General features: G+C 64.1%; 17 protein-coding genes. 10 read left to right on the top strand and 7 right to left on the bottom strand.

What is annotated here, in order from left to right; translation table 11 throughout:
* Window positions 1-76: 76 nt before the first annotated feature.
* Window positions 77-1,534: a transglycosylase SLT domain-containing protein gene (locus tag ACTJKT_RS28925; RefSeq protein ID WP_440789820.1), complete on the bottom strand. Its 1,458-nt coding sequence runs from the start codon at window positions 1,532-1,534 to the stop codon at window positions 77-79.
* 99 nt (window positions 1,535-1,633) lie between these two features.
* On the bottom strand, window positions 1,634-2,401 hold the full coding sequence (gene gloB, locus ACTJKT_RS28920; RefSeq protein ID WP_440789818.1) for a hydroxyacylglutathione hydrolase: 768 nt from the start codon (window positions 2,399-2,401) through the stop codon (window positions 1,634-1,636).
* Window positions 2,402-2,466: 65 nt separating this feature from the next.
* Here gloB and ACTJKT_RS28915 point away from each other — a divergent pair, with 65 nt between their 5' ends.
* Together ACTJKT_RS28915 and rnhA are read left to right on the top strand one after the other, a co-directional pair.
* Window positions 2,467-3,231 (top strand): class I SAM-dependent methyltransferase, encoded by a 765-nt coding sequence (locus ACTJKT_RS28915; RefSeq protein WP_025809202.1) that lies wholly within the window; start codon window positions 2,467-2,469, stop codon window positions 3,229-3,231.
* An 83-nt stretch (window positions 3,232-3,314) separates the two neighbouring features.
* Entirely contained in the window at window positions 3,315-3,767 is a 453-nt protein-coding gene (rnhA, locus tag ACTJKT_RS28910; protein ID WP_009048707.1) for a ribonuclease HI, read from the top strand.
* Window positions 3,768-3,783: 16 nt separating this feature from the next.
* Here the strand turns inward: rnhA and ACTJKT_RS28905 are convergent, their stop codons facing one another.
* On the bottom strand, window positions 3,784-4,734 hold the full coding sequence (locus ACTJKT_RS28905) for a glycerophosphodiester phosphodiesterase family protein (protein WP_440789815.1): 951 nt from the start codon (window positions 4,732-4,734) through the stop codon (window positions 3,784-3,786).
* Window positions 4,735-4,877: 143 nt separating this feature from the next.
* Entirely contained in the window at window positions 4,878-5,201 is a 324-nt protein-coding gene (locus ACTJKT_RS28900) for a DUF2388 domain-containing protein (protein ID WP_440789813.1), read from the bottom strand.
* 195 nt (window positions 5,202-5,396) lie between these two features.
* Here ACTJKT_RS28900 and dnaQ point away from each other — a divergent pair, with 195 nt between their 5' ends.
* From dnaQ to ACTJKT_RS28885, 3 genes are all read left to right on the top strand, one after another.
* Window positions 5,397-6,155 carry a DNA polymerase III subunit epsilon gene (gene dnaQ / locus ACTJKT_RS28895; protein WP_124303869.1) on the top strand — a complete coding sequence of 253 codons (759 nt, stop codon included), beginning with the start codon at window positions 5,397-5,399 and terminating at the stop codon, window positions 6,153-6,155.
* Between the two features lie 119 nt (window positions 6,156-6,274).
* Window positions 6,275-8,530 carry an Orn/Lys/Arg decarboxylase N-terminal domain-containing protein gene (locus tag ACTJKT_RS28890; RefSeq protein ID WP_025809198.1) on the top strand — a complete coding sequence of 752 codons (2,256 nt, stop codon included), beginning with the start codon at window positions 6,275-6,277 and terminating at the stop codon, window positions 8,528-8,530.
* 14 nt (window positions 8,531-8,544) lie between these two features.
* Window positions 8,545-9,135: a GNAT family N-acetyltransferase gene (locus ACTJKT_RS28885; RefSeq protein ID WP_440789811.1), complete on the top strand. Its 591-nt coding sequence runs from the start codon at window positions 8,545-8,547 to the stop codon at window positions 9,133-9,135.
* Here the strand turns inward: ACTJKT_RS28885 and ACTJKT_RS28880 are convergent.
* Both ACTJKT_RS28880 and ACTJKT_RS28875 read right to left on the bottom strand, forming a co-directional pair.
* Window positions 9,132-10,025 (bottom strand): LysR substrate-binding domain-containing protein, encoded by an 894-nt coding sequence (locus ACTJKT_RS28880; protein ID WP_440789809.1) that lies wholly within the window; start codon window positions 10,023-10,025, stop codon window positions 9,132-9,134. The genes ACTJKT_RS28885 and ACTJKT_RS28880 overlap by 4 nt on opposite strands.
* Window positions 10,026-10,111: 86 nt before the next feature.
* Window positions 10,112-10,348: a hypothetical protein gene (locus tag ACTJKT_RS28875; RefSeq protein WP_440789807.1), complete on the bottom strand. Its 237-nt coding sequence runs from the start codon at window positions 10,346-10,348 to the stop codon at window positions 10,112-10,114.
* A gap of 226 nt (window positions 10,349-10,574) precedes the next feature.
* On the opposite strand from ACTJKT_RS28875, the gene ACTJKT_RS28870 reads away from it, so the two are divergent.
* From ACTJKT_RS28870 to ACTJKT_RS28860, 3 genes are all read left to right on the top strand, one after another.
* Window positions 10,575-11,132 (top strand): NADPH-dependent FMN reductase, encoded by a 558-nt coding sequence (locus tag ACTJKT_RS28870; RefSeq protein ID WP_440789805.1) that lies wholly within the window; start codon window positions 10,575-10,577, stop codon window positions 11,130-11,132.
* 131 nt (window positions 11,133-11,263) lie between these two features.
* Complete coding sequence (locus tag ACTJKT_RS28865; RefSeq protein ID WP_440789803.1) at window positions 11,264-11,611, top strand: metalloregulator ArsR/SmtB family transcription factor; 348 nt, start codon at window positions 11,264-11,266, stop codon at window positions 11,609-11,611.
* Window positions 11,612-11,651: 40 nt separating this feature from the next.
* Window positions 11,652-12,938, top strand: a complete 1,287-nt coding sequence (locus ACTJKT_RS28860) for an arsenic transporter (RefSeq protein WP_440789801.1) — start codon at window positions 11,652-11,654, stop codon at window positions 12,936-12,938.
* Between the two features lie 180 nt (window positions 12,939-13,118).
* On the opposite strand, the gene ACTJKT_RS28855 is transcribed toward ACTJKT_RS28860, so the two are convergent.
* Complete coding sequence (locus ACTJKT_RS28855) at window positions 13,119-14,069, bottom strand: DUF1853 family protein (RefSeq protein ID WP_440789799.1); 951 nt, start codon at window positions 14,067-14,069, stop codon at window positions 13,119-13,121.
* A gap of 105 nt (window positions 14,070-14,174) precedes the next feature.
* On the opposite strand from ACTJKT_RS28855, the gene ACTJKT_RS28850 reads away from it, so the two are divergent.
* Window positions 14,175-15,065 carry an NAD(+) kinase gene (locus ACTJKT_RS28850; RefSeq protein ID WP_025809190.1) on the top strand — a complete coding sequence of 297 codons (891 nt, stop codon included), beginning with the start codon at window positions 14,175-14,177 and terminating at the stop codon, window positions 15,063-15,065.
* Window positions 15,065-16,036 (top strand): metallophosphoesterase, encoded by a 972-nt coding sequence (locus ACTJKT_RS28845; RefSeq protein WP_102678102.1) that lies wholly within the window; start codon window positions 15,065-15,067, stop codon window positions 16,034-16,036. Before ACTJKT_RS28850 ends, ACTJKT_RS28845 begins: the two co-directional genes overlap by 1 nt.
* Window positions 16,037-16,052 lie beyond the last annotated feature (16 nt).

The raw sequence follows: 16,052 nt of genomic DNA, 5'->3' as shown, positions 1-16,052 counted from the left end.
CCGGAACGGTCGCGGGGATCTTCAGGACGCGGGAGGGCCTGCGGCCCTATCGCAGCCTGCGGCAGCGGCTACAGGATCAGTGAGGCAGGTAGACGGTCAGCATCTGGCCTGGCTTGAGGGCCTGGCCGGCGCGGGGATTCCAGCGCTTGAGGTGTTGCATCTCGACGTTGAAGCGCTTGGCCACCATGTACAGCGAATCGCCTTGCTTGACCTTGTACTGGGTCGACTTCTTGTCGGCGCTGGCGACCATGGTCTTCTTGCCGGAGGCCTTGGCGCTGGTTTTGCTGCTGGCCTTGGCTTTGCTGGTGTCCTGCATGACCAGGGTCTGGCCGACCTTGAGCTGCTTGCCGCTCAGCTTGTTCCAGCGTTGCAGGTCCTTGACGTCGACCTTGTTGGCCTTGGCGATCTGCGACAGGTTATCGCCCCGCTTGACCCGGTAGTTGCGCTTGGCCTGGGCCATTTCGCGACTGTCGGCACCCTCGAACACCGGCTTGAACGAACGCTGGCTGATCAGTTCTTCGGGCTTCATGGTCGACAGGCTGGCGCTCAGCAGTTGCGCCTTGGATGTCGGCACCAGCAGGTGCTGGGGACCGTCGATAGTGGTGCGCTGCTTGAAGGCCGGGTTGAGCTGGAACAGCTCGTCCTCGTCGATATTGGCCACCGCGGCGACCTTGGACAGGTCCATACGCTGGTTGATTTCGACGACCTGGAAATAGGGTTCGTTGGCGATCGGGTTCAGGTTGACGCCATAGGCTTCGGGCGCCAGCACCACCTGGGACAGGGCCAGCAGCTTGGGCACGTAGGCCTGGGTTTCCGACGGCAGCGGCAGGTTCCAGTAGTCGGTGGGCAGGCCGAGCTTCTCGTTGCGCTCGATGGCCCGGCTGACCGTGCCTTCGCCGGCGTTGTAGGCCGCCAGGGCCAGCAGCCAGTCGCCGTTGAACATGTCGTGCAGGCGGGTCAGGTAATCCATGGCCGCGGTGGTCGAGGCGGTGATGTCGCGACGGCCATCGTAGAAGCGGGTCTGGCGCAGGTTGAAGGAACGACCGGTGGACGGGATGAACTGCCAGAGGCCTACCGCGTCGGCCCGGGAATACGCCATCGGGTTGTAGGCGCTCTCGATCACTGGCAGCAGGGCCAGCTCCAGCGGCATGTTGCGTTCTTCAAGGCGCTCGACGATGTAATGGATATAGAGGCTGCCGCGTTCGCTGGCATTCTCGAGAAACGATGGATTGCTGGCGAACCACAGGCGCTGCTGTTCGATGCGCGGGTTGACGCCGATGCCTTCCTGCAACTGGAAACCTTCGCGCATGCGCTCCCAGACGTCCTGGGGCAATTGCGGGCTGGGTTTTTCATTCAGCCAGATGGGTTTCTGCTTGATGCGGGCGTTGAAATTCTGGGTGTGCGAAGCGTCGGTTTGCGGGACGTGGCTCGTGCTTTGGCAGCCCGCCAGAGTGGCGGACACAGCCACCGCGATGGCTTGAGCCAACCGCGTCAATGCGTCTGAATTGATGGATTTACGAATAGATGACGACATTGGCTGGAAGTAAGTTCCGGGCAAAAATGTCGGGCGATTCTAGAAAGCGCACCCGGTGAGGTCAACCATTCAGAATTTTCGTACCAACAGGCAACCCGCTTAGAACTTATCTTTCCAAGCCCGCAAGGCAGCAAAAACCGCACTCTGAGCCCGGTTATCGAGGCCGTTCCGTTCGTCCGCTTTTTGTTTAACGGATGTTTCACCGGTACGCAGGAAGGGGTTGGTGAGTTTTTCCAGGGCCAGGGTGGAGGGCAGGGTCATTTTGCCGTTTTCCCGCAATTCGCTGACTTTTTGCAGGCGCTCGGCGATGTCCGGGTTGTCCGGTTCCACCGCCTGGGCAAAACGCAGGTTGCTCAGGGTGTATTCGTGGGTGCAGTACACCAGGGTGTCTTCGGGCAGCGCGGCCAGGCGGCTCAGGGAGTGGTGCATCTGCTCCGGCGTGCCCTCGAACAGGCGCCCGCAACCGGCGGCGAACAGGGTGTCGCCACAAAACAGCAGGCCGTGATGGTAGTAGGCAATGTGCCCCAGGGTATGCCCGGGCACCGCGTAGATCTCGAAGTCCCAGCCAAGGATGTTGGCCCGGTCGTTGTCGTTCAGGGCCACGTCGCGCCCCGGGATGTTTTCGTTGGCCGGGCCCCAGACCTTGGCGCCGCTGGCTTTTTTCAGCTGTTCGACACCGCCGACGTGGTCGTGGTGGTGATGGGTCACCAGGATATCGCTCAACTCCCAGCCCGGATGCCGGGCGAGCCAGGCCTGTACCGGTGCGGCGTCACCCGGGTCGACCACTGCGCAACGCTGATGGCGATGGTCCTGTAACAACCAGATGTAGTTATCGGTGAACGCGGGCAGGGCACTGATCTGTATCATCGTTGGAGTCGCCAAGCGGAAAACATTGGCGCATCTTAGAACTTCTTGGCGGGTTGGAGAATGCAATGACCGATAAAGCGTTCGCTCAGGCCGATCCTGACTGGCTGGCTCTCATCAGTGCCGCCCGTGAGTGGCTGTCCGGGCCACTAGGGCAATTTCTGCTGGATGAAGAACGGCGCATGCTCGACGACGAGCTGGGGCGCTTCTTCGGCGGCTATCTGGTGCATTACGGCCCGTCGGCGCAAACCCCGCCGGCGGCGCCTCAGGTGCAGCGCAATGTACGCCTGGGCGCGCCGCTGCCCGGCGTGGAGATCGTTTGCGAAGAGCAGGCCTGGCCCCTCAGCGAGCACGCCGCCGATGTGGTGGTGCTGCAGCACGGCCTGGATTTCTGCCTGTCGCCCCACGGCCTGCTGCGCGAAGCCGCCAGCGCCGTGCGGCCCGGCGGGCATCTGTTGATCATCGGTATCAATCCCTGGAGCAGCTGGGGCCTGCGCCATGTGTTCGCCCATGACGCCTTGCGCAAGGCGCGCTGCATTTCCCCGTCGCGGGTTGCCGACTGGTTGAACCTGCTGGGCTTCGCGCTGGAGAAACGCCGCTTCGGGTGCTATCGTCCGCCGCTTGCCTCGGCGGCCTGGCAGGCTCGGTTGGCCGGCTGGGAGCGCAAGGCCGGTGACTGGCAACTGTCCGGCGGCGGCTTCTACCTGCTGGTGGCACGCAAGATAGTGGTCGGCCTGCGCCCGGTGCGCCAGGTACGCCGCGAGCCGATGGGCAAGCTGGTGCCGCTGCCGATGGCCAAGGTCAACCGCCGGCACAGCGAACCCCCTCTTTAATTCAGCCGGGCCGAATCTGCCCGGCTTGGGCGTTGTCGATCGACGATCGGCAAGCCACAGGTATTTTCGATTGGAAGTCTGGCATGAGCGATAGCGTAGAAATCTTCACCGACGGCGCCTGCAAGGGCAATCCTGGCCCGGGGGGCTGGGGCGCACTGCTGGTGTTCAAGGGCGTGGAGAAGGAACTCTGGGGCGGCGAAGCCAACACCACCAACAACCGCATGGAGCTGATGGCGGCGATCCGCGGCCTGGAAGAGCTCAAGCGCGAGTGCCAGGTGATCCTGGTCACCGACTCGCAGTACGTGATGAAGGGCATCAACGAGTGGATGGCCAACTGGAAAAAGCGCGGCTGGAAAACCGCGGCCAAGGAACCGGTGAAAAATGCCGACCTGTGGCAGCAGCTCGATGAGCAGGTCAACCGCCACCAGGTCACCTGGAAATGGGTGCGCGGCCATACCGGTCACCACGGCAACGAGCGGGCCGACCAACTGGCCAACCGCGGCGTCGACGAGGTCCGCGGTTACAAACAGGCCTGATGCCCTGGACGGGTAGTCAGTCGCAACGCAGCGGCCGTTCGAGCCGCTGCTTCATTTCCCCCATCGCGCGGGGCGAATCCACCAGCACCGCATCCATCTTCAGGCAGGCGGCCGCCTGGTAATCCTCGGCCGTATTGACCCCGATCGCCAGCATCCGCACCTTGCCCCGGGACTGGAAGCAATCCACCGCGGCGGGTGTCCACAGCCGGGCATCCACCTTGGAGCGGGCCTCGCCCAGGGTGAAAGTCTCGACCAACTGCACCGGGCGCCGGTACTCGAAAGCCACCCAACTGGCCGGTGCTGGCGGCGCCGTGCAGCTGTGGGCCAGGGCGACGCTGGCCAGGCGATCCCGAGTGTTGTCCCGGGACTCGAACAGCCGCGCCTGCGGGTATTGCGCGAACGCCTGCTGGTAGCTGGCATCGGTGGAGTAGATCAACACCCGGTTCCAGGCGTGCAGCTGCTCCAGCAATTGGGCGACCGCCTTGGCCTGAGGCGCGGCGGGCAGGGCCTTCATATCGAGAATGACCGGCACGGCGTCGGGGATCGCCGCCAGCGCTTGCTGCAATGAGGGAATGGTCACCGCCTGGGAGCGATAGGGAAATGTCACCTGGCCATCGGTCGCGGTCTGCTTGAAGTTCCAGCCGGCATTCAACGTTTGCAACTGCGCCAGGGTTTTCTCGCTGACCGCGCCGGATGCCGGGGTATTGGCGCTCAGGTCCGCCGGTCGGTACAGCACCGGCACGCCGTCGCGGCTCAGTTGCACCGTCAGCCAGAGCATGTCTGCACGGTTGCGCAGGGCGTTGTCGATGGCCAGCAGGGTGTTCTCGGGAAAGTCCGCGGCACCGCCGCGATGGGCGACGATCAAGGGGGCTTGTCCGGCGTCGGGGCCAGTTGCTGGCAGGGAAGAACAGCCACTGATGAAGGCCGCGGCCAACAGCAGTGGGATCATCTGTCGAGTCTTGAGCATGGGAGGGCGGTTTCCTGGAAGTGAGTGCAAGGCCGGGTGCCTGCACCCGCCCGCCTGAGTGGCCGTACGGTAGCGCAATGGCCTCGCTCATTTAAACAAACGCGTGATGCGCGGGGTGAATTAGTGGCGCGGTTCCGGGGCGATCAAAGGGTGAGGATGGCGCTGGCCAGTTGCAGGTCTGAGTACCCTGGGTTGCCGAGCGTTTGGCGAATGTGCCGCATGGCCGCTTCCAACTGGGCACCGCGGATCTCGCCGGCGCTGGCGACAAAGGCTGCGGCATCGGTCTTGGCGGCGAGCACGAGTTTGTCGTCCTTGAACGAGCTGGTGGCCTTCGAGCTGCCTTCGGTGGCGCTCAAGGCCAGGCTCATGGTGATGTCGGTGCTGATCACCAGGCTGGTGGCCTGGCCGATGTCGGCGAACAGGCAGGCGCAGAGCAGTAATGGCAGTCGGGTTTTGCAGGTGGTCATGGCAGGCTGGAGTCCGCTGAAAATATCGTCGGGCACCCTAACAAGCCGCCGTGCGGCGAACTGCATGAGCTTTGCGAATGATTGTTAAAAACTGCGCAGGCCGGGGACAAGCGAATCCGCCATGCGTGCCATGCCGCGAGAGCGTGCTAAAATCCCGCGCCTTGAAAGACTTCCACCGTTGAGAACTGACCCCTGATGGCCAACAGATCTGTTGTACTCGATACCGAAACCACCGGCATGCCGGTGACCGACGGCCACCGGATCATTGAAATCGGTTGCGTCGAGTTGATCGGACGGCGCCTGACCGGTCGGCATTTCCACGTCTACCTGCAACCGGATCGCGAGAGCGACGAGGGCGCGATCGGCGTCCACGGCATCACCAACGAGTTCCTGGTGGGCAAGCCGCGCTTCGCCGAAGTCGCCGATGAGTTCTTCGAGTTCATCCAGGGCGCGCAGCTGATCATCCACAACGCGGCGTTCGACGTTGGCTTCATCAACAACGAATTCGCCCTGATGGGCCAGCACGACCGCGCCGACATCACCCAGCACTGCACAATCCTCGACACCCTGTTGATGGCCCGGGAACGTCACCCCGGCCAGCGCAACAGCCTCGATGCCTTGTGCAAGCGCTACGACGTCGACAACTCCGGCCGTGAACTGCACGGCGCCTTGCTCGACTCGGAGATTCTCGCCGACGTCTACCTGACCATGACCGGCGGCCAGACCAGCCTGTCCCTGGCCGGCAACGCTTCGGACGGCAATGGCAGCGAAGGTTCGGGCAACCGCGCCAGCGAAATCCGTCGCCTGTCGGCGGATCGCCAGCGCGGGCGGATCATTCGCGCCAGCGAAGCCGAACTGGCCGAGCACCAGGTGCGTCTCGAGATCATCGCCAAATCCGCCGGTGCCCCGGCGCTCTGGACCCAGCTGGCGGAAGCCAAGGCCCAGCAGCAGTAGTTGTTCGTGAGCGACCTTTTGTTACAGGAGGTCGTTGACGGGGTTCCGCGCCGGCCCCCGAGCTTCTACCCTGAGGTGATTGGCGGACCCTTGTCCGCCGCCTCAGGATGCCTGGTGCCATGTACAAAGACCTGAAATTCCCCGTCCTTATCGTGCATCGCGACATCAAGGCCGACACCGTCGCCGGCGACCGGGTGCGGGGGATCGCCAGGGAGCTGGAGCAGGAAGGCTTCAGTATCTTTTCCGCGGTGGACTATGCCGAAGGGCGCTTGGTGGCTTCTACCCATCACGGCCTGGCCTGCATGCTGATCGCCGCCGAAGGCGCCGGGGAAAACACCCACCTGTTGCAGAACATGGTGGAACTGATCCGCCTGGCCCGGGTGCGCGCACCAAACCTGCCGATCTTCGCCCTGGGCGAGCAGGTGACCCTGGAAAATGCCCCGGCCGACGCCATGAGCGAGCTCAATCAGCTGCGCGGCATCCTTTACCTGTTCGAAGACACCGTGCCGTTTCTGGCGCGCCAGGTGGCGCGGGCGGCGCGCAACTACCTCGATGGCCTGTTGCCGCCGTTCTTCAAGGCACTGGTGCAGCACACGGCCGACTCCAACTATTCCTGGCACACCCCGGGGCACGGCGGTGGCGTGGCCTATCACAAGAGCCCGGTGGGGCAGGCGTTTCACCAGTTCTTCGGTGAGAACACCCTGCGTTCGGATTTGTCGGTGTCGGTTCCGGAACTGGGCTCGCTGCTCGATCACACCGGGCCCCTGGCGGAAGCCGAGGCGCGGGCGGCGCGCAATTTCGGCGCCGACCATACCTTTTTCGTGATCAATGGCACCTCGACTGCCAACAAGATCGTCTGGCATTCCATGGTCGGTCGCGACGACCTGGTGCTGGTGGATCGCAACTGCCACAAGTCGGTGCTGCACGCGATCATTATGACCGGCGCCATCCCGCTGTTCCTCTGTCCGGAGCGCAACGAACTGGGGATCATCGGCCCCATCCCCCTGAGCGAATTCAGCCGCGAGTCGATCCAGGCCAAGATCGACGCCAACCCGCTGACCCAGGGCCGGCCGGCGAAGGTCAAGCTGGCGGTGGTCACCAACTCGACCTACGACGGCCTCTGCTACAACGCCGAACTGATCAAGCAGAGCCTGGGCAACAGCGTCGAGGTGCTGCATTTCGACGAGGCCTGGTACGCCTACGCGGCCTTCCATGAGTTCTTCGAGGGGCGTTACGGCATGGGCACCTCGCGCAGCGCCGACAGCCCGCTGGTGTTCACCACCCATTCCACCCACAAGCTGCTGGCGGCGTTCAGCCAGGCCTCGATGATCCATGTGCAGGACGGCGGTGCCCGGCAGCTGGACCGCGACCGCTTCAACGAAGCCTTCATGATGCACATCTCCACCTCGCCGCAGTACAGCATCATCGCCTCGCTGGACGTGGCCTCGGCGATGATGGAAGGGCCGGCGGGGCGCTCGCTGCTGCAGGAAATGTTCGACGAGGCCCTGAGCTTCCGCCGGGCCCTGGCCAACCTGCGCCAGCACATCGCCGCCGATGACTGGTGGTTTTCCATCTGGCAGCCAGAGCGGGTGGAAGGCATCGATCAGGTCAGCACCGCGGACTGGCTGCTGGAGCCGGAAGGCGAGTGGCACGGGTTCGCCGGGGTGACCGACGACTATGTGCTGCTGGACCCGATCAAGGTCACCCTGGTGATGCCCGGGCTCACCGCCGGCGGCGCCCTGAGCGAGCGCGGGATACCGGCGGCGGTGGTCAGCAAGTTTCTCTGGGAGCGCGGCCTGGTGGTGGAAAAGACCGGCCTGTATTCCTTCCTGGTGCTGTTCTCCATGGGCATCACCAAAGGCAAGTGGAGCACGCTGCTGACCGAGCTGCTGGAGTTCAAGCGCAACTACGACGCCAATGTCAGCCTCGCCGCCTGCCTGCCGAGCATCGCCCAGCAGGACATGGCGCGGTACCAGGGCATGGGCCTGCGCGACCTCTGCGACCAGTTGCATGCCTGCTACCGCAGCAATGCTACGGCCAAGCACCTCAAGCGCATGTACACCGTGCTGCCGGAGGTGGCGATGAAACCCGCCGACGCCTACGATCAGCTGGTGCGGGGCGAGGTCGAGGCGGTGTCCATCGATGCCCTCATCGGGCGGGTGGCGGCGGTGATGCTGGTGCCATACCCGCCGGGTATTCCATTGATCATGCCGGGCGAGCGCTTCACCGAATCTACCCGCTCGATCATCGATTACCTGGCCTTTGCCCGTACGTTCGATAGCAGCTTTCCCGGCTTTGTCGCGGATGTGCATGGATTGCAGCATGAAGACGAAGGCAATGGGCGGCAGTACACCGTCGATTGCATCAAGGTTTGAGGACGTTTCCCGCTATGCAGCCAATGATCAATCCCAAGTATCCCGGCCTGTCGGTGCGCGTCGCCGACGAGGGTTTCGCCGCTTACGTCTGGGGCAGCGACTTCAGCTTCGAAGTCAGCGCCTATGCCCAGGCACAGAGCGAACAGGCGGTGGCCAAGTGGCCGTTGCACCACATCACCCCGTACCGCAAGTGCTACGGCATCGACCCCGAAGAGTTCAGCAGCTATCGCGATGCCGCCGACAGCGCGGTGTTCATGGCTTACCTGGACGACGAGCCGGTCGGCCATCTGGTGGTCAGCACCAACTGGAACGGCTACGCCCATATCGACGAGCTGGCGGTGCACGCGCCGGCGCGGCGTCACGGGGTGGCCAAGGCCTTGCTGGACGTGGCGCAGTTCTGGAGCCGCAAGAAAAAACTGCCGGGCATCATGCTCGAGACCCAGAACAACAACCTGGGAGCCTGCCGGCTCTATGAGCGCTGCGGTTATGTGGTCGGCGGCATCGATCACCTGCGTTATCGCGGGATCGACCCGACCACGGCCGAGGTGGCGATTTTCTGGTATCGGCTGTTCAACGACGAGCTGGCACGGGAAGCCGGGGTCTAGCCAGCCAACATGCTTTCGGCCTTTTCCGTGAGGGTTTCCAGCAGCGCCTCCAGGGTCGGTGAGGACGGGTTGCCGCTGCGGGTCAGGGCATAGAGGGTGACCGGGATCGGTGGCGACAGCGGACAGACGTCCAGGCCGCCCTCGCGCGCGCCGAGGGCGGTGAAGGGGTCGACAATCGCCAAACCTTCGCCGGCTTCGACCATGCTGCGCATCATCTGATGGGTCTGTACCCGGGTATGGATGCTCGGGCTGGGGCGCAGGTTCTGCAACTTGCTGTCCAGGGTCACGCTCAGCGGATCCTGGCCTTCCAGGCCGACCATGGCCTGGCCCGCCAGGTCCTGCAGGGAAATGTACTTCTGCTTCGGTTGCAGCCAGCCGTGGGGGGCCAGCAGTTGCAGCTTGCCCTGGGCCAGGGCGGTGCACTGGATATCGGGGTGGTCGGGATTGTGCAGGCTCAGGCCCAGGTCGCCTTCGCGCAGCAACAGGCTCTTGACCATGTCGCGGGTGCCCTGGCTGGCAAGGTTGCACGGGGTGTCGGGAAAACGCCGGCGCAGGGCGGCGATGCTCTGTGGCAACAGCTGCTGGGCCAGGGGCGGGGTGCCGATGATGCGCAAGGGCGGCGCCTGGTATTGCTTCAGGCTGTCGGCCAGGCGTTGCACGGGTTCGAAGGCGTCATACAGGGTGGCGATCGCCGGCTGTAGCTCGCGGGCCTCCCGGGTGGCTTGCAGGCGTCCGCGAACACTGGCGAAGAGCATGAAGCCCGATTGGCTTTCGGCGTCGCGCAGGATCGCTTCCACCTCGGCCACCGGCAGTTGCAACAGCTCGGCGGCCGTGCCCAGGTGACCGGTTTGCAGGAGCGCCTGAATCACTTCGATATGACGTAAACGCATGCTTGAAGTCCATGTCCAGCCGGTGAGGGATTCACACTGAATCCTAACTCATGTCTGCGCATATGACTTCTGCTCATAACGGCACGTTATGAAGGAAGAATGGTCTCGGGTTCGCGAATAAGGGTGATGCCCGCTTGCACGAGGAGGAACTGGTTGTCGTCCATTTTGTTGACGCGGTCGCCAATGGCCAGGCGATAGGTGGTGACGGGCTCCGAGCCGGCGATGCCCTCTGGTGAGGGGGTGGATTCCTGGAACTCATGCACCGAATAGACACGGCCTTCCGCGTCCCTTGCATGAAATTGTCCGACGAGTACTGCTGCCATCTTTAGAGCCTCTGGAGATAAAACACTCAATTCGCGGTCCTGTAGACCCTGCCTTGGCGAAGTAAGTTTAGCGGCGGAAAAAAAATAGTCCGCGGCCCTGATTGCAGCTGGCATGCAGCGGTGTGACGCCTGGAAAAGCTCGCGGAATTTCCTGCGGCGGGTGGCTGTGGGCGGGGTGGATCATCTATAACTACCAGCCTCCTCAACCAGAAGTCGGGAATTCACTATGAGCAACGTCTACACGATTGCAGTGCTGGTCGGCAGCCTGAGGAAGGCCTCGATCAACCGGAAAGTGGCGCTGGCCCTGGCGGAACTGGCGCCGGCCAACCTGCGGTTGAATATTGTCGAGATCGGCGACCTGCCGCTCTACAACGAAGACATCGATGTAGACCCGCCGGCCGCCTACAAGGCGTTCCGCGAGCAGGTGAGCGCCGCCGATGCCGTGCTGTTCGTCACTCCGGAATACAACCGTTCGGTTCCCGCACCGATGAAAAATGCCATCGACGTGGGGTCGCGCCCCTACGGCAAGAGCGCCTGGAGCGGCAAGCCGGGGGCGGTGATCAGCGCATCCCCGGGCGCCATCGGCGGTTTTGGCGCCAACCATCACCTGCGCCAGTCCCTGGTGTTCCTCGATGTGCCATGCATGCAGCAGCCGGAAGCCTACCTGAGCGGCGCCGGTTCGGCTTTCGACGAGGCGGGCAAGCTGTCCGAGTCGGTCAAGCCGTTCCTGCAGAAGTTCATCAACGCCTACGCCCAGTGGGTCGAGCAGCACAAAAAGCTCTGATCCTGGCCCCGCGGGAGTCGGCCAGCCGGCTCCCGCGGCTGATGGGCTATTCCTCTCGCTGTGAGAAAAGCGCTTTACCGCATATCTGAATATTCATATATTCGCCGCTCCATATGCCTGGAGTGGCCCCTGTGTCCGACGCTCTCAACCCCGCCGAACTGTTCAAGGCGCTTGCCGACGAAACCCGCAGCCGCATCGCCTTGCTCGTGACCCGCGAAGGCGAGTTGTGTGTCTGTGAGCTGACCGTCGCCCTGGGCCAGAGCCAGCCGAAGATCTCCCGGCACCTGGCGCTGTTGCGCAGCTGCGGCCTGCTGGCCGACCGCCGCCAGGGGCAATGGATCTACTACCGGCTGCACCCGCAATTGTCACCCTGGGTGACCACACTGCTGCAGGACACGCTGGAGGCCAACAGCCCCTGGCTGCAGGCTGACCTGCAACGGCTGCAGACCATGGCCGATCGCCCCGTGCGCTGCTGCTGAATCCCCACCACCTCACTTTTCCTGTTCAAGGCTGCCCGGCATGCTGACTGCTGCATTGATTTTCCTGCTGACCATTACCCTGGTGATCTGGCAGCCCAAGGGCCTTGGCGTGGGCTGGAGCGCGGTGTTCGGCGCGGTGCTGGCGTTGCTGTGCGGGGTGGTGCAACTGACCGACATTCCGGTAGTCTGGCAGATCATCTGGAACGCCACCGGCACCTTCGTGGCCTTGATCATCATCAGCCTGCTGCTGGACGAGGCCGGCTTTTTCGCCTGGGCCGCCTTGCATGTGGCGCGCTGGGGGCAGGGCAGCGGGCGCAAGCTGTTTGCCTTCATGGTGTTGCTGGGGGCGCTGGTGTCGGCGCTGTTCGCCAACGACGGGGCAGCGCTGATTCTCACGCCGATCGTGATCTCCATGCTGCTGGCGCTGCGCTTCTCCCGGGCTGCGACCCTGGCGTTCGTCATGGGTGCCGGGTTTATCGCCGATACCGCGAGCCTGCCGCTGGTGGTGTCGAACCTGGTGAACATCGTTTCCGCGGACTTCTTCAATATCGGCTTCAACCAGTACGCCGCGGTGATGCTGCCGGTGAACCTGGTCAGCGTGGCCGCGACCCTGGCGGTGCTGCTGTGGTTCTTCCGTCGCGACATTCCGCAAGCCTATGACCCCGAGGAACTGGAACCGCCCGCCAGCGCGATCCACGACAAGGCCACCTTCGTCGCCGGCTGGTGGGTGCTGATCATCCTGCTGCTGGGGTGTTTTGCCCTGGAGCCGCTGGGCATTCCCATCAGCGCGATTTCCGCGGTGTGCGCGGCCTTGCTGCTGGGCATCGCGGCCAAGGGCCACAAGATCTCCACCCGCAAGGTGCTCAAGGAAGCACCGTGGCAGATCGTGATTTTCTCCCTCGGCATGTACCTGGTGGTGTACGGCCTGCGCAATGCCGGGCTGACCACCCACCTGGCCGGCTGGCTCGACCGCTTCGCCGACTACGGCATCTGGGGCGCGGCCATGGGCACCGGGCTGCTGACCGCCGTCCTGTCATCGATCATGAACAACCTGCCGACGGTGCTGATCGGTGCGCTGTCCATCGACGCCAGCCAGGCCACTGGCCTGATCAAGGATGCGATGATCTACGCCAACGTGATCGGCAGCGACCTGGGGCCGAAAATCACCCCGATCGGCAGTCTGGCCACCTTGCTCTGGCTGCATGTGCTGGATCGCAAGGACATCCATATCGGCTGGGGCCGCTACTTCAAGGTCGGTATCGTGCTGACCCTGCCGGTGCTGCTGGTGACCCTGGCGGCGCTGGCCCTGCGTTTGTCGGTGATGTGAGGGGCGGGTTGGTATTCGCCGAAAACCCGCATCCACCACGTAACCCGTAGGAGCGAGCTTGCTCGCGAAGTGTCGTATCTGGCACCCCGCGTTGTCCCTATCGCGAGCAAGCTCGCTCCTACAGGTTCGGTATTTGGCGCAACCCTCACGCTCACCTTGTGCTGAAGGCGTCGTAGAGGCTCAACTCGCCCCAGGCACATTCGGCCAGAGGTCCGCCACCAGGAACAGGCGCTCGGCTTCTTCCCAGTCGCCGGCGCGGTTTTCCGTCAGGCGCACCAGCAACTGCGCCGGCGCGTGCGGATCCAACTCCTCCAGCCAGGCTTGCAGCTGTGGGTCGCCCCAGGTCTGCTCCGCCGGGTAGGACGCCGGCGCCAGCCAGGCCTGGCGCGGCAAGGGTTGCCAGCGCCCGGGCGGGCTTTGCGCGATAAAGGCCGGCCAGTCGCGCTGGTGCAGCCAACGCCCACGCAGGTGCTGCGGGTGGGCGCCGAGGGGCGGCTGCGTGGCACCGGGCCAGGGGTAGAGCAGGTAGCCGCCGAGCCACAGGTGGGCGCTGAAGTCCTGGATATCCATGGCCGCCAGCACTTCCAGGCTGTCGGCCCGGGCGGAGATCGGCAACTGGTGTTCGTTCAGGTGCGCCAGCTTGCGGTCCAGGCGATCGTGGCAGCCGGGGCCCAGCCACAACGCGGTGTTCGCGCCGTTGCCATGTTGCGGGCCGAGGTAGAGCTTGATCGCCAGTTCCAGATGGTGAATGCCGTCGCGATCGCGCAGCAGCATATCCAGCTCGCCCAGGGTGTGGCCGGCGCGGCGGATCGGCAGGTTGGCCGCCAGCAGCTCGACGCCTGGCGCGTGCTGTACGGCAAATTGCCACAGGCGTTCGTAATAGAGGCCCAGGCGCTTTGTCGGGCCGAGGGCCAGCCAGCGGCGCAGGGCGCGGCCGTCCTGATCCAGTTGGTGCAACCAGTGCGCCAGCAGCTGCGGCGCCTGCACCCAGTCGCTGCCGGCCAGTGGATGGCGCTGGGGCCAGGGCGTCTCGTCGAGCATCGGCGGCGCGAGGATGACCCAGGCCAGGTCGCGCACTTCGGGGTGGCGCAACTGGCGGGGGAGGTCGAGCAAGCCGGGAAACAGGATCATTCTGCGAGCATAGCGCCTAACGTCGAGGCTGAAAGGATTTTGTCTATGGCCGGCTTTCGCCCATAATCTCTGCTTTGCCCGTCCCAGAACCCCTGCAGGAGCCCCATGGAGCAATTTCGCAATATCGGCATTATCGGTCGCCTGGGCAGTTCGCAGGTGCTGGACACAGTTCGCCGACTGAAAAGGTTTCTGCTCGCCCGCCACCTGCATGTGATTCTCGAAGACACCATTGCCGAAGTGCTGCCCGGCCACGGCCTGCAGACCTCCTCGCGCAAGCTGCTCGGCGAAGTCTGCGACATGGTGATAGTGGTCGGCGGCGACGGCAGCCTGCTGGGCGCCGCCCGCGCCCTGGCGCGCCACAACATTCCGGTGCTGGGGATCAACCGGGGCAGCCTGGGGTTCCTGACCGACATTCGTCCGGACGAGTTGGAGGTCAAGGTCGCCGAAGTCCTCGACGGCCACTACCTGGTGGAAAACCGTTTCCTGCTGCAGGCCGAAGTACGGCGCCACGCCGAAGCCATCGGCCAGGGCGATGCACTGAACGATGTGGTGCTGCACCCGGGCAAGTCGACGCGGATGATCGAGTTCGAGATCTACATCGACGGCCAGTTCGTCTGCAGCCAGAAGGCCGACGGCCTGATCGTCGCCACGCCGACCGGCTCTACGGCCTACGCCTTGTCCGCTGGCGGGCCGATCATGCATCCCAAGCTCGACGCTATTGTGATTGTGCCGATGTACCCCCATACCTTGTCGGGAAGGCCGATCGTGGTCGATGGCAACAGCGAGCTGAAAATCGTCGTGTCCAAGGATATGCAGATCTACCCGCAGGTTTCCTGCGACGGGCAGAACCATTTCACCTGTGCCCCCGGTGACACCATCACCGTCAGCAAGAAGGCGCAGAAACTGCGCCTGATCCACCCGCTGGACCACAATTATTACGAGGTCTGCCGGACCAAGCTCGGCTGGGGCAGCCGACTGGGTGGTGGAGGCGACTGATGCTCGATCCCGCGCGAAGTTACGACCTGATCGGTGATGTGCACGGTTGCGCCCTGACCCTCGAACACTTGCTGGACAAGCTCGGTTATCGCAAGCAGGGCGGCGTCTGGCGGCATCCGTCGCGCATGGCGGTGTTCCTCGGCGACATCATCGACCGTGGCCCACGGATCCGCGAAGCCCTGCACATCGTCCACGACATGGTCGAGGCCGGCCAGGCGCTGTGCGTCATGGGTAACCATGAGTTCAACGCCCTGGGCTGGGTCACCCCGGCAGCGCCCGGCGGCGGCAGGCATTTCGTGCGCGAACACACGCCGCGCCATGCCCGCCTGATCAACGAGACCCTGGCGCAATTCGAGCAGTACCCCAAGGATTGGCACGATTTCCTCGCCTGGTTCTACGAGATGCCGCTGTTCATCGACGCCGGGCGTTTCCGCGTGGTGCACGCCTGCTGGGACGCCGGCCTGATCGAGCCGCTGCGGGCGCAATACCCCGACGGTTGCATCGACGAGCACTTCCTCCAGGCCTCGGCGGTGCCCGGCAGCTTCGCCAATAACGTGTTCGACCGCCTGCTGCGCGGCACCGACATGCGCCTGCCCCATGGCCTGACCATGACCAGCGGCGACGGCCTGACCCGTTCGTTCTTCCGCACCAAGTTCTGGGAAGACGACCCGCAGACCTACGGCGACATCGTGTTCCAGCCCGATGCGCTGCCCGAACCAGTGGCCCGCACGCCGCTGTCCTCGGCGGAGAAAAACAACCTGCTGCGCTACGGCGTCGATGAGCCCTTGCTGTTCGTCGGCCACTACTGGCGCAGCGGCAAACCGGCGCCGATTCGCTCGAACCTGGCCTGCCTGGATTACAGCGCAGTGCTCTACGGCAGGCTGGTGGCTTATCGCCTGGACCAGGAAACCCGCCTGGATCCGGATAAATTCGTCTGGGTCTATGTCGAGCGGCCGGAGGTGCAGCAATGATGTCGGGCCGCGCGGT

Source organism: Pseudomonas sp. 22526 (genome assembly GCF_052044735.1).
Classification (GTDB): domain Bacteria; phylum Pseudomonadota; class Gammaproteobacteria; order Pseudomonadales; family Pseudomonadaceae; genus Aquipseudomonas; species Aquipseudomonas piscium.
The sequence above is the reverse complement of the archived record's forward strand: the minus strand, read 5'-3'. Positions and strand labels throughout refer to the sequence as shown.